Source organism: Paenibacillus sp. GM2FR (assembly GCF_002803325.1).
Taxonomy (GTDB): domain Bacteria; phylum Bacillota; class Bacilli; order Paenibacillales; family Paenibacillaceae; genus Paenibacillus_AQ; species Paenibacillus_AQ lautus.
On record NZ_MKZM01000009.1, the window covers coordinates 670,635 to 691,510 of the forward strand.

General features: G+C 49.5%; 17 protein-coding genes, 1 tRNA gene and 1 riboswitch. Of the genes, 13 read left to right on the plus strand and 5 right to left on the minus strand.

Annotated features, from left to right (window positions below; translation table 11 throughout):
* Window positions 1-230 precede the first annotated feature (230 nt).
* Entirely contained in the window at window positions 231-2,564 is a 2,334-nt protein-coding gene (locus PAEVO_RS24025; protein WP_100540033.1) for a ribonucleoside-diphosphate reductase subunit alpha, read from the minus strand.
* Between the two features lie 195 nt (window positions 2,565-2,759).
* Window positions 2,760-2,992, minus strand: a riboswitch (cobalamin riboswitch).
* A gap of 361 nt (window positions 2,993-3,353) precedes the next feature.
* Here PAEVO_RS24025 and PAEVO_RS24030 point away from each other — a divergent pair.
* Both PAEVO_RS24030 and PAEVO_RS24035 read left to right on the plus strand, forming a co-directional pair.
* Window positions 3,354-3,659 carry an MTH1187 family thiamine-binding protein gene (locus tag PAEVO_RS24030; protein ID WP_100540034.1) on the plus strand — a complete coding sequence of 102 codons (306 nt, stop codon included), beginning with the start codon at window positions 3,354-3,356 and terminating at the stop codon, window positions 3,657-3,659.
* A 108-nt stretch (window positions 3,660-3,767) separates the two neighbouring features.
* A tRNA-Thr gene (locus PAEVO_RS24035) sits at window positions 3,768-3,839 on the plus strand.
* 237 nt (window positions 3,840-4,076) lie between these two features.
* Here PAEVO_RS24035 and PAEVO_RS24040 read toward each other — a convergent pair.
* A complete protein-coding gene (locus tag PAEVO_RS24040; RefSeq protein WP_165789745.1) occupies window positions 4,077-5,885 on the minus strand; it encodes a LamG-like jellyroll fold domain-containing protein in 1,809 nt (602 codons plus the stop codon).
* Between the two features lie 901 nt (window positions 5,886-6,786).
* Here PAEVO_RS24040 and PAEVO_RS24045 point away from each other — a divergent pair.
* The gene (locus PAEVO_RS24045; RefSeq protein ID WP_100540253.1) at window positions 6,787-7,515 is read left to right on the plus strand and encodes an N-acetylmuramoyl-L-alanine amidase; all 729 of its coding nucleotides are present in this window, start codon (window positions 6,787-6,789) and stop codon (window positions 7,513-7,515) included.
* 263 nt (window positions 7,516-7,778) lie between these two features.
* Here PAEVO_RS24045 and PAEVO_RS24050 read toward each other — a convergent pair whose 3' ends face one another.
* Window positions 7,779-8,111 carry a hypothetical protein gene (locus tag PAEVO_RS24050; RefSeq protein ID WP_100540036.1) on the minus strand — a complete coding sequence of 111 codons (333 nt, stop codon included), beginning with the start codon at window positions 8,109-8,111 and terminating at the stop codon, window positions 7,779-7,781.
* A gap of 246 nt (window positions 8,112-8,357) precedes the next feature.
* Between PAEVO_RS24050 and PAEVO_RS24055 the strand changes: the two genes are divergently transcribed.
* From PAEVO_RS24055 to PAEVO_RS33965, 7 genes are all read left to right on the plus strand, one after another.
* Window positions 8,358-8,960, plus strand: a complete 603-nt coding sequence (locus tag PAEVO_RS24055) for a DUF4352 domain-containing protein (RefSeq protein WP_243390913.1) — start codon at window positions 8,358-8,360, stop codon at window positions 8,958-8,960.
* Between the two features lie 230 nt (window positions 8,961-9,190).
* Window positions 9,191-10,936 (plus strand): ABC transporter ATP-binding protein, encoded by a 1,746-nt coding sequence (locus PAEVO_RS24060; protein ID WP_100540037.1) that lies wholly within the window; start codon window positions 9,191-9,193, stop codon window positions 10,934-10,936.
* Window positions 10,933-12,738: an ABC transporter ATP-binding protein gene (locus tag PAEVO_RS24065; RefSeq protein ID WP_100540038.1), complete on the plus strand. Its 1,806-nt coding sequence runs from the start codon at window positions 10,933-10,935 to the stop codon at window positions 12,736-12,738. The genes PAEVO_RS24060 and PAEVO_RS24065 overlap by 4 nt, the downstream gene beginning before the upstream one ends.
* A gap of 142 nt (window positions 12,739-12,880) precedes the next feature.
* Complete coding sequence (locus PAEVO_RS24070) at window positions 12,881-13,438, plus strand: hypothetical protein (RefSeq protein WP_165789746.1); 558 nt, start codon at window positions 12,881-12,883, stop codon at window positions 13,436-13,438.
* 211 nt (window positions 13,439-13,649) lie between these two features.
* On the plus strand, window positions 13,650-13,925 hold the full coding sequence (locus PAEVO_RS24075; protein ID WP_100540040.1) for a phage holin family protein: 276 nt from the start codon (window positions 13,650-13,652) through the stop codon (window positions 13,923-13,925).
* A 113-nt stretch (window positions 13,926-14,038) separates the two neighbouring features.
* Complete coding sequence (locus tag PAEVO_RS24080) at window positions 14,039-14,557, plus strand: DinB family protein (RefSeq protein WP_100540041.1); 519 nt, start codon at window positions 14,039-14,041, stop codon at window positions 14,555-14,557.
* Between the two features lie 191 nt (window positions 14,558-14,748).
* Complete coding sequence (locus tag PAEVO_RS33965) at window positions 14,749-14,904, plus strand: hypothetical protein (RefSeq protein WP_006208027.1); 156 nt, start codon at window positions 14,749-14,751, stop codon at window positions 14,902-14,904.
* Window positions 14,905-14,955: 51 nt separating this feature from the next.
* On the opposite strand, the gene PAEVO_RS24085 is transcribed toward PAEVO_RS33965, so the two are convergent.
* Together PAEVO_RS24085 and PAEVO_RS24090 are read right to left on the minus strand one after the other, a co-directional pair.
* The gene (locus PAEVO_RS24085; RefSeq protein WP_071222107.1) at window positions 14,956-15,186 is read right to left on the minus strand and encodes a hypothetical protein; all 231 of its coding nucleotides are present in this window, start codon (window positions 15,184-15,186) and stop codon (window positions 14,956-14,958) included.
* Window positions 15,187-15,762, minus strand: a complete 576-nt coding sequence (locus tag PAEVO_RS24090) for a 5' nucleotidase, NT5C type (protein WP_071222106.1) — start codon at window positions 15,760-15,762, stop codon at window positions 15,187-15,189.
* A 290-nt stretch (window positions 15,763-16,052) separates the two neighbouring features.
* Between PAEVO_RS24090 and PAEVO_RS24095 the strand changes: the two genes are divergently transcribed.
* From PAEVO_RS24095 to PAEVO_RS24105, 3 genes are all read left to right on the plus strand, one after another.
* Complete coding sequence (locus PAEVO_RS24095) at window positions 16,053-18,305, plus strand: ATP-binding cassette domain-containing protein (protein ID WP_100540042.1); 2,253 nt, start codon at window positions 16,053-16,055, stop codon at window positions 18,303-18,305.
* 289 nt (window positions 18,306-18,594) lie between these two features.
* A complete protein-coding gene (locus PAEVO_RS24100; protein ID WP_100540043.1) occupies window positions 18,595-20,271 on the plus strand; it encodes a glycoside hydrolase family 13 protein in 1,677 nt (558 codons plus the stop codon).
* Between the two features lie 41 nt (window positions 20,272-20,312).
* The gene (locus PAEVO_RS24105) at window positions 20,313-20,840 is read left to right on the plus strand and encodes an alcohol dehydrogenase catalytic domain-containing protein (protein WP_100540044.1); all 528 of its coding nucleotides are present in this window, start codon (window positions 20,313-20,315) and stop codon (window positions 20,838-20,840) included.
* Window positions 20,841-20,876 lie beyond the last annotated feature (36 nt).

Consider the following 20,876-nt stretch of genomic DNA (forward strand, 5'->3'; position numbering starts at 1 on the left):
GAGAGCGATCCCAGCAGACAGCAGCTCAATTAAACGCACGAAGTAACTCATTAGCCTCCGCACTACATTCCAGCGTTCCCGAAGGGAGAAAGCGCTCCTAGCCACCAGAATAACGTAGAAGCGCCTCATTCACACCATGCACACCTTGCGGGTGTCCAGAGGGCAGAGCCCTTGGGGCCCTCCCTTGGAAGGGAGGGTTTGGGTGGGTTCGAAATTAGGTCTATCGACAGTTAGCTAGCACAGCTTTCGCACTCTTCAATCGTCAGCGCACGGCTGCGTACATAGTACGTGGACTTGATGCCGGCTTTCCAGGCATGCAGGTGCAGCTCCAGGAATTCCGAAGCCCGGATATCAGGGCGGACATACAGGTTAAAGCTTTGCGCCTGGTCAACGTGACGCTGACGGGCGGCAGCCATTTTGATGGACCAATGCTGGTCGATCAAGAAAGCCGTTTTATAGTACCAGATCGTTTTTTCGGACAGATCCGGAGCCGGGTTAGCCACTTTATAGGTGGTTTTTTCTTCATAAGACAGAAGTTCGTACAACGGATCGATGCTCGCCGTGGAACCCGCGATGATCGAAGTGGAGCCGTTCGGCGCAATGGCAAACAGCCATGCGTTTCGGACACCGTTCGCTTGTACTTCTTGCTGCAATTCGCGCCATTGTTCGGTGGTTACGAATTTACCTTCATGCTCGCCGTCGGTGTAACCGCGGAACGTGAAGTACTCGCCGCTCTCCCAGTCGGAGCCTTTGAACTTCGGATAGTGGCCTTTTTCCTTGGCCAGCTCCATGCTGGATTTGACGAGCAGGTAGTTGATGTGCTCATACAGGTTGTCATTATAGGCAACGGCTTCGTCGGATTCCCAGCGGATGCCTTCCAGCGCCAGCAAGTGGTGCAGACCAAAGGTACCGAGACCGACCGCACGATATTGGCTGTTGGTGTATTGAGCTTGCAGAACTTCAATATTGTTAATGTCGATGACGTTATCCAGCATGCGAACCTGGATCGGAACGAGACGCTCCAGCACACCGGCAGGTACAGCACGAGCCAAATGGATGGAGTTCAGGTTGCAGACAACGAAATCGCCAGGGATTTTGGAAATCACGATCCGGGTTTGGCCGTCTTTCGTAACCAGCTCCTCTTGCTCAACGACCGTCGGAGATTGGTTCTGCATGATCTCGGTGCACAGGTTGGAAGAGTAGATCATGCCATGCGCAGAGTTCGGGTTCGCACGGTTGACCGTGTCGCGGTAGAACATGTACGGCGTGCCCGTCTCAAGCTGGGATTTCATGATGCGCTTCATAATGTCGATGGCTTGTACCGTAATGCGCGGCAGCAGCGGGTTCGCCACGGCTTCAGCATACTTTTGACGGAATTCGCCTTCGCCTTGACCTTGATCATAGAAGTCTTCCAAGCCCAGCGGACGGCCGCTCTCGTCTTTCCAGCCCATGATTTTCTTCACTTCATGCGGACAGAACAGGCTCCACTCTTCACGTGCTTCTACAGCCTCCATGAACAGGTCAGGTAGACATACACCGTGGAACACGTCATGTGCTCTCATGCGCTCGTCACCGTTGTTCAACTTCAGATCGAGGAAGGACAGGATGTCTTTGTGGAACACATCCAGGTAAACGGCGATTGCGCCTTTACGAGTTCCCAATTGGTCAACGCTAACAGCGGTGTTGTTCAACTGGCGAATCCAAGGGATAACGCCGGAGCTGGTGTTCTTGTGACCGCGGATGTCAGAGCCGCGTGCACGGACTTTACCGAGGTAGACCCCGATGCCGCCGCCCATTTTGCTGAGACGAGCGATATCCGTGTTGGAATCGAAGATTCCTTCCAGGGAGTCGTCCACGGTATCGATGAAGCAGCTGGAAAGCTGGCCGGCTACTTTTTTGCCTGCATTAGACATGGTCGGCGTAGCAGCCGTCATGTACAGGTTGCTCATGGCCCAGTAGGCTTCTTTGACAAGGTCAAGACGCTTGTCGGCAGGCTCGTTGTGCATGAGGAACATCGCGATGACCATATAGCGTTCTTGCGGAAGTTCCATGACGCGACCGTCAAAGTCGTTTGCCAGGTAACGCTCAGCCAGCGTCAACAGACCGATGTAATCAAACAGCAGATCGCGGCTTGGATCGATGTATTCGCCGAGCTCTTCGATTTGTTCTTTGGTGTAGCTGGTCAGAAGATCCTCGCGATAGATGCCTTTCTGTACAAGCTCCGTAATGAGCGGGTAGAAGGCACCGTACGGTTCCTCCGGATAGGCTTTGTATCGGCGGTTGGTGGCCGCTTTTTTATATAAAGAGGTCAGAAACGAACGCGCAGCTGCAAACTTCCAATTCGGCTCTTCCTTGGTTACAAGCTCAAGGGCGGACATCGTGAAGGCACTGCTGATTTCTTCGCCGGTAACTTGCTCACCGCGCAATTTGGCATTGACGCCGCGAAGCAGACGCTCCTTATCGAGCATGTCCAATCCTTTTAGAGTCCGGTCGGCATAGACGGAGAGACGAATTTCATCAAAGGCGAGCTGACGGTTGTTCGGTTTAACTACGAGCTGGGGCATGAATAAATTCCTCGCTTTCTTCGGGGGAAATATGAAAAAGGACATCAAAAAAACATTTTCTAAAACCCGCGGGCAGGCTTGAAAATGTCCGTGCGCTGTGTTTCGAAAATGACGTTTGCCATAAGCCCGTGAACGGGCAAGATGTTATGTACAGACGCAAGTTTAACGAACACTTACCTAAAACCCCGTAGGTTGGTGTCTATCTGTATATAGGCAGGTCTCCTGACTTGGGCTTCTTCCCTCGACATTGCCTTCCCCGGGACCTTGCTCCGGTTCCTCGGTGGCATATGTCGTATGCGGATGGCAGATGTTCATAAACAGCCTAAGAGCCCTTACAGTGGCGGGACCGTGATGGATTTACACCATGCTTCCCTATTAAGCCGGACTGCCTTATAGGTTGATCCGGCACCTACATACACTATATTTGGTTGTTGTTAATCTAATTTAACCCAATATATTGTGTTTGTAAACCATATTCTTAAAATTGAACGCAAAAAGAATTATAGCAAACGAGCGGTCATTGTGCCAGTTAAGAAACTGCCAAAAGGCCATAACATTTCCTGAATTGTGACCAAATGCGACCTTTTCTGCGCTGATACCACGTATATTATCGTTTTGACAAAATAAGATGTATTCGTATGGACGAGACAAGGAAGGAACACCATATCTTGTGTGGAGCTAAAGACGGACGGACTTTGATATGAAGGGCTAGAATTGATATGATAACTGTATCCGGAAGTTTAAAGCATTCCATAACAGATGAGATGGGAACGAGGGAGGTTTTAAAAGATGGCTATAGCGGAGGTAACGGTGATTCCGATCGGAACCGCAACAACGAGTTTAAGCTCTTATGTTGCCGAGATGCAGCGTATATTGAAACAGCAGGATGGAATATCCTATGAGCTGACTTCGATGAGTACCATCATCGAGGGAGAGCTCAGCATGATCTGGCGGGCGATTGAGGCTTTGCATGAAGCACCTTTTCTGTCCGGTGCCCAGCGCGTATCGACTTCCGTGAAGATCGACGACCGCAGGGACCAAGTTTCCTCGAGCAAACAGAAGATCCAGTCCGTGCAGGAGAAGTTAGGCGGGTAATGCCGCCATTTTCGGAGGATATTTCCGTAAGAATAGGGCTTGCATTTTGTTGCTGAAGTATTATAATAATTTTTGTTGTTTCGTGAGGAATAACATCGAACCACATTTGCTGGTGTAGCTCAGGGGTAGAGCAACGCACTCGTAATGCGTAGGTCGGGGGTTCAATTCCCTTCACCAGCATCTTCATAAACATAAGTACAGCGCGGCTTCCCGTTTTTTCGGGGCCGCGCTGTTTTTGTGATCATTGTTAAAGATAGTTTTAAATTCGCCTCCAAGAATGAATTTCCCGTAGCTTTTATATATTGATCAACCTTAGCAGTAGCAACTCAAATATCTCTGGCAGAAAAACTCAGAATAAAAGCGAGCAGGAGCACTGCAAGCGCCGGGAATCATCCCGGCGCTTGCGCATGCGTCTAGCTAGGGTAAGAAATCTTTTTTCTCCAGTGCATGGTCGACGATACGAATTTCGCTGATCCATCCGTTAAATACGCCGTCCAGCTTATTGGCATACTGGCTCGCGCCGATAATCCACGGTTTGCCGATCGTGGCAATGCCCCGCGGCTTCGTGTCGGGATTGCGCAGTACTTCCACGCCGTCGATATACATCTTCGTTGATTGCCCCTCGTTGACCAGCGCGATATGGTGCCAGCTGTCGTCCATTTCCCAGGACCAACTCGTTTGCTCGCTTCCATAATTGAGCGGGAAGGACGCCCATTGAATTTCACGCAAGCTTGAGACAGCCAACGTTGCTAGCGGAGCCTCGGCGTCGCCTTCTTTCTTGCCAACGTCCTGTCCGGTGCCGTACCGGCCCAGAATGCCCATCCAGGAATGCTTGTCGGCGTCAAAATCAGGCCCGATCTTCACGACCGCTTCAATCGTATATCCGTTCGGGAATGTCAATGCATTGATAGGTGCTTGATCGGACGTTTGCAAATACGAGCCTTTCTCTTCCGATTTGTTGTTGAAGAAGCGAATGCCCGAATTGCTTTGCGGATTTTGCGCATTTCCTTTGTACCAGACCAAATCGCCTGGCTTGGCGTCGCCTTCGTCGATACGGTACAAATCGTTGCCTTTTCCGGAAAGATCTTTGACCGCTGCTCCCTTGCCTGCCACAGCTTGTCCTTCAGCGGCCGAACGGTTGTCCATTTGCCAGTAAGCGACTGTACCTTCTACTTTCGGTACTTCTTTATTGACAGAAATGTTGGGCTGAAATCCGGAGAACCGTTCTTCAAAATCCATCGCGACTGTAAAATCGTTAAAATCGTCTACTAATCTCTCCTCATCGAACGGGGTTCTTTGTTTCTCCGGCATTCCCATAACCCATGGGGAGAAGGAGGATGTATGAATGCGGTTTTTCTCCATATCGAATTCAAATGTTCGTAACATTCCGTTGCCGCCATGGAAGGCGCTCTGATAATCAACGACCATCATAACGACGTCGTGACCTTTGTTATTTTTCTTGATCGTGTGAGCATAACCATGATGATGACCGTTTACGGTGAGGAAGATTTGATCGTTCTTCGCGATCAGCTTGTCCCATAGAAATTGCCCGTGATCTGTCATGACGGCTGATTTTTTGTCGTTGGAAATGTTCAGCAGTTGGTGGGTGAACACCATGACCGGGTACGTTGGATGTTTGTCGATTGCTTTTTGAGCCCACTTCAACGTCTCTTCGGACGCTCTCCAATCCAGGAAGAGTGCCATGTACTTTTTCCCGGCCCCATCAAAAATATAGTAGGAATTAAATCCGTTCTCAGAATGGCCGGTAAAACCCGGAATGTTCTTCATCCGGTCTGTCGAAAAATAGTTCAAAAACGGTTCCTTGGCCAAATCCCGCTCGTTGTCGTATTGCTGCGAGTTGAGCACGTCATGGTTTCCTGCCAAAAAACCGTACGAAAGCTTGGCTTTATCAAGTACTTTCATCGCTTCGTCGGCGTTGCGCCATTCGTAATCTTCATCAGCACGATCGACCAAATCTCCTAAATGTGCGGTGAAAACAATATTTTGTTTTTGCGCGTTCTTTGCAATCCAATTCGTTTGCGACAGCCAAAGCTCGTTTTTGTAGCGCGCATACTTTTGCGTATCCGGCAGTATGGCCATCTTGAAGCTATTGTCGATATCTGGGGAAGCGGCCGGACTTGCGGACGCTTCGAAACCGGACAGCAGTGCCGCAATCATCGTGACCGGCAACAGCAGCGCGAGTATTTTCTTGAATTTCTTCTTCATTTTGTCATATCCCTTCATCGATGTAATGGGTTGCGATAGGGACATTGTACGGAATGTGTGTTACCGGGATGTTAGGAGAGAAACCACTTTGTGTAAAGTGTGAATCATGGTCTGTGCTGATTAAATTTTCATTGGCAGTCAGCTGTCTGTCGCTTCCAGTGCGGACCCATCGGCAGTATATCGATCTCGGGAAACGGCGAGGACCTGGACAAACCGCCATATAAAAGATGCTCAAAGAACTAAAACTAGAATTCCAGCCACGAATAAAATGGATCCCAGAATCAGCAGAGGAAGTCCACTGGATTTGATATATTGAATGTAGTCCGAACCTGGTTCAGACTCGTACTTTATTCTCCAGATTCTATATAAGGAACCCCATGTGGGTTTGCGTATTCGCAATAAACCACGTATAAGAAACACGACAGCAAACACGATAAGTACAAAACCAGACATATAATCCGCCCCTCACCAAAGGCTCAATGAAAATAAAATGGTATTCATCCCAATTCATTCGGATTGCCATTTCTTCGGAATATCTGAATATGAATAGACCAAGCCAGATATGAATGGCACCGACGAACATGGTAAACCGTAGAATCAATCCCTTACACGACAATACGCAAATTTCAATTTCGGGGTTCCATTAAATGTAAAACAAGAGGCTTGTGCCTATGCTCAAAAGGTGACTTGAAACTGTATCTAGGCCCTTCAATATAGGCTCAAGCAAACACCGAATGCACCAGAGTGGAGTATCTTATATATTATACTCGTCCTTGCAGTAGGACTTACAGTTGCTTGCCTAATATAAGCGTGGAAGCATTAGTGGAAGAAATTGCTGCAGTTGCCTTCGCTGTAATGGATCACCGGGCTATTCAACAACCTACAAAGGCGGTGAATGATCGTGAAAAAGGTTTGGATTGACGCAGGGCATGGCGGGAAGGATTCCGGAGCAACCGGAAACGGCCTACAGGAGAAGGAAATCGTGTTAGCCGTATCTCTTGCTGTGAAGAAACGATTGGAAGCTGAATATGGCAATGTCCAAGTACTACTCTCCCGGTCTTCAGATGTGTTCCTTGAATTAGCCGAGCGGACTCGTAAGGCAAACGCCGCTGGTGCCGATATCCTAGTTAGCATCCATTGTAACGCGGGTGGCGGTGCCGGGGGCTTTGAGTCATATCGATATACCTCGGCAAACTCTGGTTCGGTAAAATTGCAGAATGTTATTCATACGGAGGTCATGAGTGCCATTAAACCCTTTGGAGTCATCGATCGGGGGGAGAAGGCCGCTAACTTGCATATGGTCCGTGAATCTAAGATGCCTGCTGTCTTAACCGAAAACTTGTTTATCGATGTGGCGGCTGATGCAGCCAAGCTTAAACGGCAGGATGTTATGGATTCTATTGTGCTCGGACATGTGAATGGCATTGGTAAGTATTTGGGGCTTCAGAAGAAAGAGGGGGCTGTTACGGTGGAGGATAAAGTAAATGTCATCGTAAACGGGAAGCAGATCGCGGATGGCAAGCTTGAGCATGGCGTGACCTATGTGCCGCTTCGGGCCATCGGTGAGGCATTAGGTGCCAAGGTGGTCTGGGATAACAAGACCAAGACGGCAACAGTTACAACCGAATAAAATACACCTGATTATTTTGAAATAGGAAGGAACAGTACTCCTCCATGCACATGCAAACCACCATTGGTGGGGGGAGTATATTTTGTGCCCCATCGAACAATTTATGTCCCTTTAATCATAATTTAAGCTCCCATTAATATTCGGAGTTTATGATAAAAGCACCCCTTAAAAAATATATCAGAAGCCCCTCTAACATTTCGGTTAGAGGGGCTTCTTTGGTTATCTTCCCTCGCCTGTGCAAAGGCGGATGTTGGATTGAATATTTAGAGTCCCAGCCATTTCGTGATATAAGCGGATACGGCTAGCTCCTGAAAATCCTGCCAGCTGCGAAATGGGGTATGTTCAACGATAAATGGATTAATCGTGTGTCCTAGTATGAATTCGTCAAACTCTTCATCTGTGCTTCCCTCATAACCTGCAGCTTTCAGCAAGTGACCGATCGAAGAAAACTTGGTATGTCTTTGAATAAATGATTCCGAGAACAGTTCTTCCACGGGCACTTCTTGTTTCATGTCCGAGAGCCTTGCGGCATTTTCGCGAATTTCTGATAGCTTCTCTTCATCCAGTCCGTCTAATCCACTGATCCCAGTATTCATTATGCCCACCTCCAAAAAGTTGCACGTCACTCTATTATACATATACGAGTATGCTGAATTATCGGATTCGCTTTTTTTTGAAGCAGGTATTGACTTGCTAGATTTATATAGGAAGAAAAGATGGAAATTCCCTAAAAAATGCTTTAAATCTTGCATAAGACAAAATGTCGAAATATTAAGAAAATAATAGAAAAATCATATATGGTATGATAATGTGGTATATATTACCTACACGGAGGTCAGTAAATGAGAACAAAGTTTGGTTTGATTTTGATGATTTGTGCATTTTTAGTTATTTCGGCATGCGGAAATAATCCTAGTAGCAGCGACTCGGCCAAGCAGAACGAAAGTGCAAATGCAGCTGGGGAGACTGTTAAGGATGAGCCGAGCAAAGAAGCAACAACAGAGCCAGCCAAAGAGGAGCCAAAAGAGGAACCAAAAGAGGTTTCTAACAAACCTGGAGAAAAATTCACCTTAGGTGATTGGGAAGTCGTGCTAGATTCGTTTGAGTTTGATCAAAAAGTAAGCGCAGATATGTTTTCATCAAGTGCTGATGAAGGGAACAAGTTCCTTATTCTAAATTACACGGTCACCAATAATGGTAAAGAGGCAAAGGATTTCACATCCATAATTGGTGGCGTAAGTATGAAAGCCATATTCAAAGAGGAATATGAGTATAACTATACGGTAACCATGATCGATGGGGATCTGGGAACAGGCAGCATCAAGCCTTTGGCTAAGAAATCCGGATTTGTTGTCATAGAAGTACCCGATAGCGTAGCTGATTCTAAAGAAAGCTTGGTAATCAAGCTTGAAGATCAGGACAAGGCACAAATCACATTACGATAACAACGAGAGAATGACCAACGCTATATTCTAGCACAATAAACGAACGCCAGCTCTGCATAGATGCAGAAGTTAGGCGTTCGTTTGCTTTTTTTACTTGCATATTATAATTATTCTTTACCTAGGAATGACTGTGGATTTCATGTAGACTGGTAATGATTTACTGCCGCCACGCCTTGCTAAATGGGGAATGGAGGTCCGTATATACTTGCTTGCATATGGGGGTGGGCACTGTGCCCAAACAAGAAAAGGTTTCAATGTCATGGCTGCTGCGGTATTTGAAACCGGTTAAAGGGCGGCTGATACTGCTACTCGTGATGCTGCTGACGTCGACAGGCTTGCAGCTTCTGAATCCGCAGATTGTCAAACGGTTTATTGACACGGCAGCCGAAGGCGGCGTTATAGCCACGCTGATTCAGCTGGCGGGTTTGTTTCTGGTCGTGGCTGTCTTTAACCAGCTGATTACCGTAGCTGTCAGCTATATGGGGAACGATATTTCATGGCGCGCGACCAACCGGCTTCGCGGCGATCTTTTGAAGCATTGCTTGCGGCTGGATATGCGATTTCATAATGTGAAAACGCCAGGCGAGATGATTGAACGGGTTGACGGCGACGTGACGAATATTTCGAATTTTTTCGCGATGTTCATCGTGCAGGTCATCGGAAGTTTTGTGCTGCTTGCCGGCATACTAGGATTTATGTTCACGGTGAATCTGCCGATTGCGATCGTCATGACGGTGTTTACACTGCTGTCCATTTTGTTCATGGTGTTCATCCGGAATATGGGCGTCAATTCTTCGAAGAATGAACGTGAAGCCAGCGCTTCGCTGTTCGGATTAATTGAGGAACGCATTGCCGGCATTGAGGATGTACAGGCGAACGGCAATGTGCCGTATGTGATGAATCGGTTTCATCGCATGATGCGCAGCGTGTTCCTGAAAGGAAGAAAAGCCTGGATGCTTCGCGTCGTCCCTTGGAATACCACGGTGATTCTGTTTGCCCTTGCGGTTACGGCTGTCCTGTTACTAGGAGTTCGCTATTATTTGATCGGTGAAATTACGCTGGGGACTCTCTTCCTAATCTATCAATATACGCAGATGCTGAATGACCCGATCGAAATGCTTGGTGACCAGGTGCAGGAGTTCCAAAAGGCAAAATCCGGCATGCTGCGTTCCAGAGAGCTGCTGTCCAATAAGAGCGAGATTGTAGACGGAGAACAAGAAGAGCTTCCGGAGGGAGCGCTCGGTTTGGAATTTGAGGGCGTCAACTTCAGTTATAACGAGGATAAACCGGTGCTAAAAGACATCAACTTTGAAGTCAAACCAGGCGAACGCCTGGGCATTATCGGACGTACCGGCAGCGGAAAGTCGAGTCTCAGCCGTATTCTGCTTCGATTGTATAACATCGACAGCGGTGTGATTCGCGTTGGGGGGACGGATATTACGAAGCTGAAGCTGCCTGCGCTTTACCGCCGGGTGGGGATGGTCACGCAGGATGTGCAGCTGTTTGATGGCTCGCTGCGTGACAACCTGACGCTGTTCGATCATGGCGTGTCGGATGCGTTCATTCTGGAAACGACGGAGCGCTTGGGGCTTCGGCAATGGATCGATGCGCAGCCGGAAGGTCTGGATACGCATTTGACCACAGGCGGAGCATCGCTATCCGCGGGGGAAGCGCAGCTATTCGCTTTAACCCGGGTATTTTTGACGCAGCCGAGCCTGGTGATTCTGGATGAACCGTCTTCACGCCTAGACGCCGCAACGGAAGCGATGCTGCAGTTAGCCGTGGATCAGCTGATGAGCCGCTGTACAGGCATCATCATCGCGCACCGGCTGGCTACGCTGGAGCAGGTGGATAAAATTATGGTGCTGGGTGACGGGCGAATGTTGGAATTCGGCGCACGGGAAGCACTTGCACAAGATCCGGCATCTCATTATGCCAGGCTGCTGAGCACGGGCAGAGAGGAGGAACTGGCATGACCATCACGGGTTTTATAGGGCGCCTATTTCGTTTCAAGCCTTCATTATTTTTATTCAACGGTCTGTTGTGGTGCATATTTCATTCCTTGCCGCTATTGATCGGGCTTGGGATGCAGTGGTTTTTTGACCGGGCTACATCGAATTCGACGGATTATGTATGGCTGGCCGTTCCTTTGATCTTCATTGCCGTAGTAAGGGTTGCGCGGGTGGGGACATTCTTTGCGGCCTTTTATCAATGGGTAACGTATATTTACCACATTCAGGCCATTCTGCGCACGAACATGCTGGCTGGGATCATGCGCTGGCCGGGGCGGAATTTGCCGGCTTCTCCAGGGGAGGCGATGAGCCGCTTCCGCGATGACGTGGAAGAAGTTGTGGAATACGTGGAATCCTGGGTGGATTTCTGGGGGCGCCTCGTTTTTGCCCTCGTCTCCGTAGTCATTATGGCGAGCATTAACTGGAAGATTATGCTGGTGGCCGTGCTGCCACTCGTAGTGGTCACACTCCTGAACAATCTGTCCGGCAACCGCGCGCGTCGTTACGGGCTAAAGAACCGGGAAGCTACGGGGCGCATTACCAGCTTTATCGCGGAAACCTTCGGTGCGGTTCAAGCCTTGAAGCTCGGGCAGGCCGAGGATCATGTTCATGAGCGCTTCATGAAGCTGAACGAAGACCGCCGGCAGGCAGCGCTGAAGGATAATCTGTTCAAACAATGGATGCGATCCTTGAATCAGCATGTGCTTAGCATTTGTACGGGCCTAATTCTGCTGATGTGCGCTGCTGAAATGCAGGCCGGGCATTTTACCGTCGGGGATTTCGCTTTGTTTACGTCTTACCTGGCTAATATCGGCTTCAGTATTTCCTTGTTCGGGTATATGGTGTTCCAGCACAAGCGGCTGAAGGTTTCCTTTGACCGGATGCGCTCGCTGTTCCGTCCTGGTGAGGAAGACCGGATTATTGAGGCACGGGAAACGTATCTGAACGAAGAGCCGCCGGAACTGCCCGTTATTCACAGAGAACCGGGGGAGAAGCTGCAGGAGCTGGAAGTCAAGAATTTATCATATCATTACCCGAATTCGGAGAATGGCATATCGGATATTAATTTCCGCTTGGAGCGCGGCAAGTTTCTGGTGGTGACAGGACGAATCGGAGCGGGGAAATCGACGCTTGTCCGGACATTGCTGGGTCTGCTGCCGAAGCAGGAAGGGACGATCCGCTGGAACGGGGAAGAGGTGGATCCGGCAACCTTCCTTATGCCTCCTCGGGCGGCGTATACACCGCAGGTTCCTAGGCTGTTTAGTGATCCCTTGAGAGAGAACATTGTTCAAGGGAAGAAAGAGCGGACGGAGGAAGCTCTGGAACGGGCCATCCGTCTGGCCGTCATGGAGAAGGATATCGAGAATCTGGATCAGGGACTGGAGACGTTGGTCGGTCCGAGGGGCGTTATGCTGTCGGGCGGACAAATCCAGCGGGCGGCTACGGCACGCATGCTGATTACGGGCGCGGATTTATTCGTTTTTGATGATCTGTCCAGCGCGCTGGACGTGGAGACGGAGCAGCTGGTATGGGATGGGTTGTTCAAGGAGCAGGGCGTCACTTGCATCGCGGTATCGCATCGCAGGGCAGCCCTTTCGAAGGCCGATCATATCATCGTCATGAAGGATGGCCGGATCGAAGCGGAGGGCAGCTTGTCTGAGCTGCTCGCCACGAGCGAAGAGATGCAGCTGTTATGGCAGGGCGAGCAGTCCGCTGTCGAGGCTCAGGCCGTCGTAGAGGACGGAGCTGAGGTTAGCAAGGTATAACATCAAGTTTGGTTTGGAATTGGGGATGTTAGAACAGGTTTCGAGCAAGGCAGCTTCCGTTGGTGTGGAGGCTGTCTTTTTTTGTATAATACACATGGAAAATAATGGGTCAATCATTCTGATGTACTGGGGGGAGTTCTATGTGAAGAATCGCAAGTTCTTGGTAACCTACGGTTATAACCTGGACCATAGCAATATCGATCACCTGGTGTCAGATCGCCTGTCCCGCCATAAGGGCTGGATTCAGAAGGATTACTTCGATCCGGTGCTGCACCAAGGGGCTGCGTTTATTCTAAACTACCAGATCATCGACACGAATGTTGCCAGAGTCTCGCAGCGGTATTACTTGGATGATTACCACGTCACGGAAGCCCAACTGCAAGGCTTTCTTTACTCGCTAAACAAGCTGAAGGGCACGCATGTGTTGTGCAATCCCACGAAGCAGGGACATCACTGGACCGTGATCGACGAAATCGAGTACAGTTGTTATGCCTATCAGACATTGGATGGAAGGGATCTCCGTTTTATAGAATACAATAACGATACCAGGGCGGATGCCAACATGAAGAAGGGGATACCCCGGATTCCCGAGCATCAGCGTTACCTAACCTTTCCCTCAGACTGCAGTCAAGAAGAGAAGGATCGGCGGTTGACCGATTGGTTCAAAGGGATAATAGAAGCGGGGAGGCAGCAGCCTTAAGAGCCACCGCCATTCATATTGGATACTCACTGCGTATTTCCTTTACCCAGGAATACCGCGATTTGTGCTGCGTCCGCTCATCGTCAAACCTATCGCAAATTCCATTTCGCAGATTCTATTATTTTGCTTGCGAGAATAAGGATATAAATACAAGCCGATCGATTGGCTCGAGGAATAGGATGTAGAAGATGAATGGAAAGGTGGGTTTACCATGGAATGGAGCGTCATTTTTCAATTGATTGACCCGCGGCTCTTCATGGTCGTTGCTGCCTGTTGGGTAATCGGATATGTGCTGAAGCAAACGCCCAAGGTTCCGAATTGGAGCATTGTATATCTGGTTATGGTCGTATCGATTCTGCTCACAACCGGCTTGATCGGGTGGAGTGTGGAAAATATCATTCAAGGCATACTCGCAGGGGCGTTCGCGGTATTCGGGCATCAGGCTGTTAAACAAACGGCGGAGGCGATTGCGATTAGAAAGAAGTAAGAATGACTGAAGGGCCCAGGATCATTTTTGTTTAAACCGAACTTTACCTGGCACACTTACGCTTGAGCCTGTTACTCTTAGATTCATGAGATAATTTAAGGGAGCGTGAAGATTTGCAGAGGAAAACGTTGACGGTTGAGGCACTGCCTGGGTTTGAGCCGGAGATCGGCCGCTGGATATGGGGGCTGGAGGACGTACGCCGAACGATATTGAAACGGCTGGAAGGGGTCCGCCATGAACATTTGAATCATAGGGCAGACGGCCGACAGTCCATCGGCTCGCTGTTGTACCATATTGCTCTCATTGAAGCGGACTGGCTGTACGTCGAGGTGCTTGAATCCGATTGGGACCCGAAAATAAAGGCATGTTTTCCCTGGGATCACCGTACAGAGGATAACCATCTTTCTGAAGTGCCGGATCAGTCACTGGATGAACACCTTCACCGCATGCAGAGGGTACGTCATGAATTGCTTGCCCATTTCAAAGGCATGGACCTCTCGGACTGGAGGAGAGTCAGACAACTGGAACAATACGATGTGACACCGGAATGGGTCATCTATCATCTGATTGAGCATGAGTCCCATCATCGGGGACAGATATTTCAGCTGTTAAGAGAATTGGAGCAAGTTTAAGGATCGATGGTCCACTCAGAAGAGACTTGGGCCTCTGCAGCTAAAGCCGGAGCCCTTTGAGGCCACTGCTAGAAGCGTTATAATTGCCCGGGGCAGGGAGCATTCCTTGCTCTTTTTTGTATATCCTGCAACGATTCAGCTTGTCAAAACGTAATAAGCAGATAAAGAGTGCGGTATCGGAGGAGATAGGAATGAATAATGAATTCTACGTGGGATGGGGAACGCTGGCGTTAATTAATGCCGGATTGGCTCAAGGAAAAAACAGAACGGGATTAAACTGGTTTCTGTTATCCCTGTTGCTGGGTCCGCTCGCAACCCTGTTTCTTGTCCTGTCAGCTAAAAGGTAATTTGAGCAATAAAAGAGCCGCCTCCCGGCAAGGGAAGCGGCCTTTATCGGATTACATCCGTTGAAACATAGCGGTGTCACGGCTGTAGTGTGTCAGGTAACCTGTCTCTTCGTTGCGGATGCGGACGACATCCGGTGTGTAGCATTCAATGTAACCTCGCTCGATCTCCACGTATACGCTTGCGGGATCCTCTTCCCATACGGAAACCACCGTTTCCGATAATGCGGCCGCGAAAAAATGGATATCTTGCGATAGGTACCGGCTATTGCGGTCTGTGTTCATTTATTTCATATCCCCTTGATGGTTAGAATCGGATAAAATGCGGTCTACTAACTCGTTCATTCCCTTCCAGGAATCCTTCAGAATAAATTCATGCTGAATATGCGCGTTCCACGGACGCGGAATCAGAATGGTTTGTTTTCCGGCTTTTCTGGCGGCAATCGCATTATGGGGACCATCGTCAATCAGAAGATCAAATTCCACTAAATCCTTGCGCTTGGCCACGAAAAAATTCTCGAACGGAATAAAAGGCATATGCCGCTGCAGCCATCTCCACTTCTCGGGCACCGAGGAGGGACGGGCTGCGGTAACAACAATGACGTCATAATCATGCGTCATTCTGTGGACTTCGTCAATCGTATATTCATCAAATAGTTCAAGTTCTTCATATAAGCCCGGCTTTCCGAAGAAAAACTCTTCCGAGCATTCAGGATGCCAGATTTGATGCAGGTTATAATCGGTAATCTGATCCAGCGTCAGCTGAGGATCTTTGTACTGCAGATTGTGATAGTGAATGGCCTTGGGTATGAGATGGCAGATGGTATCATCCATATCGATGGCGACTATTTTTTTGCTCATATCGTCATTACTCTCCTGTAATCATGAATTCTAAGAAACGATGATGTTCCGTAATTGTAAGGGACAGGATGCTTATTGGCAAACTGAAATCAAAAATGGGAGGATGTAACATTTTCTTTCCCCTGACTCATTATAAACTAAGTATAGCATTAATAGGGCTAACAACCTTCCTGATATTTCCCACTTACGGGAATATCCTAAAAGACAGATGCCTTCATCCATTATGACAGTACATGTCATGATTGCCCTTTTATAATAAGAACACTACAGGGCATAAGGGAGGAAAGGCCATGGTTCAAGAATATATCAACATCCGTGGAGCCAGGGAGAATAATCTGAAGAATGTTTCGCTGCAAATTCCAAAACGAAAAATCACGGTCTTTACCGGCGTATCCGGCTCGGGTAAATCGTCCATCGTGTTCGATACCATCAGTTCCGAAGCCCAGCGATTACTGAATGAGACGTTTACCGCATTTGTTCGTAACCGACTTCCACGGCATAGCCAACCGGACGTCGATTCGATCGAGAACTTGTCGACGGCTATCGTCATCGACCAGAAGCGTCTGGGGGGCCATTCGCGGTCCACGCTAGGCACGATCACCGATCTGTACGCCATACTCCGTCTGTTGTTTTCCAGGGTGGGACAGCCATTTGTGGGATACTCCAACGTCTTTTCTTTTAACGATCCTCAAGGCATGTGTCCGGAATGTCAGGGAATCGGCAGGAAGGTCGAGCTGGATCTAAATAAACTGCTGGATACGAGCAAATCATTGAATGAGGGAGCGGTCCGATTTCCTATTTTCTCCGTAGATAGCTGGTATATGAAAAATTACACCATGTCCGGGTTCTTTGATAATGACAAGAAGCTGGCCGACTATTCGGAAGCCGAATGGGATCTCTTTCTTTACGGCAAGGAGGGAAAAGTGACGTTCCCGTCCAAGGGGGGGCCGGTACAGTCCGACTTCGAGGGCCTCGCGCTGAAGTTCAACCGGCTGTATATTCAGAGAGACAGCAGTGAATTGTCCGAACGCACTTTAAATCACGTCAAAAATTTTATTACGCATGGCACATGCCCGTTATGCGAGGGAACACGGCTCAGTCAAGCGGCATTAAGCTGCAGGATCAACGGATATAATATCGCCGAGTGCGCGGCTATGGAGATTGGGGAGTTAAGAGAGGTCATCCTGAATATCAAGCAGCCGGTGGCTGCCAGTATGGTGGCCAGCTTGGCGGAGCGGCTGCAGCACTTGATGGATATGGGGCTGGATTACTTAACGCTGAATCGGGAGACGACCACGCTCTCCGGGGGTGAATCGCAGCGGGTGAAGATGGTGAGGCATTTGGGCAGCAGTCTGACGGACATGATGTATGTTTTTGATGAGCCTAGCGTTGGTTTGCATCCACGGGATGTTCACCGCCTGAACGACATGCTCAGGAAGCTTCGGGACAAGGGCAACACGGTGCTGGTCGTAGAGCATGACCGGGACGTGATTGAAATTGCCGACCATGTGGTGGATGTGGGGCCGAATGCCGGTACCCGGGGAGGAAAAATTGTCTTCGAGGGCACGGTTGAGCAGCTGTGCAGCCAAACATCTACGTTAACCGGGCAGTATATGAAGCGCTGCATGCCGATGAAAGAACAGTTCCGCGTACCCACAGGGCTAATGCGCATTGCCAATGCCAATCATCATAACCTGAACAATGTGACGGTGGATATCCCGGAAGGCGTATTGACTGTGGTCACGGGCGTAGCGGGGTCAGGGAAGAGCTCGCTCATTCACCATGCCTTCCTGTCCCAGCATCCCGAGGCTGTTGTCATCGACCAGTCCGCCGTCAGCACCTCGATCCGTTCCAATCCTGCTACCTACACGGGGATTATGGATGACATCCGGAGCATGTTTGCCAAAGCTAATGATCAGAGTCCATCCCTGTTCAGCTTCAATTCCAAAGGGGCTTGTCCCGACTGCCACGGTCTCGGGTTCATCTATACGGACCTGGCGTTTATGGAAGGCGTTAAGTCTCTGTGCGACACCTGCGACGGCAGGCGCTTTAAGGATGATGTGCTGCAGTATAAGCTCCATGGAAAAATGATTACCGATGTGCTGGATATGACCGTGCTGCAGGCGCTTGATTTTTTCGAGAAAAAAGAAATCAGGCGGCGGCTGGAAGCCCTGCACGATGTGGGCTTGCACTATCTAACGCTCGGACAGCCGCTAAGCACCCTGTCCGGAGGCGAAAGCCAGCGCATCAAGCTGGCCAGCGAGCTGCACAAGCAGGGGAAGATTTATGTCATGGACGAGCCGACGACCGGGCTGCATATGTCAGATGTCGGGCATTTACTGAACATGATGAATCGGCTCGTCGATAACGGCAGCTCGGTGATTGTCATCGAGCACAATCTGGACGTGATTCGTCAGGCGGATTGGATCATTGACCTCGGACCCGAGGGCGGCAGCAGGGGAGGCCGGGTCATGTTCGAAGGAACACCTGCTGAACTGATCATGGCAGAACACTCCTTGACCGGGAAGTATGTACGGGGGTAATGGGGGAATTACGGGAGTGAGCGGCCGATCCTTACCGGAGCGCGACCAAACCCATGCAGTATGCTGCATGGGAGCTGGGACGAATTCGTTTTCGTAGTTTCATGGTAGACTTGCAATGGCCGTGCCGCATCCCCGCGGTACGGCCATTCTATGGTTGTTAGGCTTATAAGATCGCTTTAACGGCAATACTGTATGCTGCGACAGACGAAGTTGGTTAATGAAGTACGTGTAATGACTCGGTCTGCATTCTTAATAAGCAGCATTCTTATTGTAAACGGGGGATACGACAATGCAGAAAGTATGGTGGAAAGAAGCCGTTGCTTACGAGATCTATCCGCGCAGTTTTATGGATTCGAATGAAGACGGCATCGGGGATCTGCAAGGGGTTATATCCCGTCTGGATTATTTGAAGGATCTTGGGATTGATGTTATATGGGTATGTCCCGTCTATCGATCATCCAATAACGATAACGGTTACGATATCAGCGATTATCAGGATATTATGACGGAGTTCGGTTCCATGGCCGACTTCGATCAGCTGCTGGCCGAAATCCATAACCGCGGCATGCGGCTTATTATGGACCTGGTGCTCAATCATACCTCGGATGAACATCCGTGGTTTATGGAATCCCGTTCCTCCCGAACCAATCCGAAGCGGGATTACTACATCTGGCGGGATGCGAGGGATGGGGCTGAGCCGAACAATTGGGAATCCGTCTTCACCGGCTCCGCTTGGGAATATGACGAGTTAACGGATCAATATTATCTCCACCTCTATTCCAAGAAGCAGCCTGACTTAAATATGGAGAATCCGGCGGTCAGAGATGATCTGGTCAGGATGATCCGTTGGTGGCTGGATAAAGGAATCGACGGTTTTCGCGTGGATGCGATTACCCATATAAAGAAGCTGCCGGGTTTGCCGGATATGCCGAATCCGAATCACCTTCGATATGTTGACTCGAATCCAGGACATCGGAATATAGCGGGAATCCATGATTTTCTTCAACAATTCAAACGTGAAGCGTTCGCTCATTATGACATTATGACGGTTGGCGAAGCGAGCGGCATTCCGATCAGCGAAGCAGACCGATGGATCGGGGAAGAGAACGGGGCCTTGAACATGATTTTTCAATTTGAGCACGTCAATCTTGATTTCGGACTCGAGGGACGCTGGGATTATGCGATCTGGGACTTGGCCGAATTGAAGCAGATTATGCATAAATGGCAGACGGGTCTTGAAGGCGTGGGCTGGAATGCCCTTTACATGGAGAATCACGATCAGCCGCGCTCCGTATCCCGTTTTGGCGATCCGGTCCACTATCATAAGGAATCGTCCAAGATGCTGGCTACTTTTTTTATGCTGATGCAGGGGACGCCGTTTATTTACCAGGGGCAGGAAATCGGAATGACGAATGTCGAGTTCGCGGAGCTGAGTGATTATCGGGATGTGGAGATCTACAATTATTACCGCGAGCGGCTTCTGGATGGGAAAGACGTGTCGGAGACGATGCGCAGAATCGCGTACCGGGCTAGGGACAATGCAAGAACGCCGATGCAGTGGGATGACACGCTCTATGGCGGCTTCTCAACGGTTGTGCCGTGGATCCGCTGCAATCCGAATTACCATGAAATCAACGTAGAGCAGCAGCTAACAGATCCCGATTCCATTCTGAATTACTATAAAGCCTTGATCCGACTGCGCAAATCCAGTGAGGCTCTGATCTACGGAAAATATGAAGCCGTGCTTCAGGAGCATCCGGAAATTTTCGCTTATTCCAGGTCATTAGAGAATGAGACGTACTTGGTCGTACTCAACTTCTATGGCGGAACGCCGGATTTTCAATTCCCGGCAGAATGGCGTGAGCATCATCCTGAAGTTATACTCTCGAATTACGAACGCTCGGACCGAAGTTTCGGCGAATTCGCTCTACACCCATATGAAGCAATAGTTTATCGTGTAAACTAAGTTGGTAAGCGATTTCTTGAGATAAGAGGTGCGGTTCGGATGTGCACTGCTACGAGCATGGACGTATTGGCAGGTATGAGGTGAAGGAACCGTTGATTCTGGGGCATGAGCTTGCCGGCGTTGTCGTAAGGACGGGGGAGAAGGTAAGAAATGTCTCCGCCCGTGACCGCGTGGCCGTGGAACCGGGTGTTACGTGCGGGCGCTGCTCTTATTGTAAAAGCGGACGTTACAACCTGTGTCCGGATGTTGTATTTATGGCGACCCCGCCGGTTGACGGAGCTTGGACCGAATACGTCGCGGTGCGAAGCGACTTCCTGTTCCGGCTGCCGGATGAAATGTCCTTTGAGGAAGGCGCTTTGGTTGACGCCGAGCTGGATATATACGGCGTGTTCCGCTACGCGAACACGTACCCGGCGGCTATTCAGATGCTGCAAAACAAGGGCAGCCGCATACGCGATATCATCACCCACGAGTTTTCCTTGGATCAGATCGAGGAAGCCATAGAGCTTGCCCGCACGCAAAGGGACACCAGTGTAAAAGTCATGATCTATCCTCATCAAAACGCATAACATTCTTCGCTGCCGGGAGAGTCGCTTCCGAAAGCT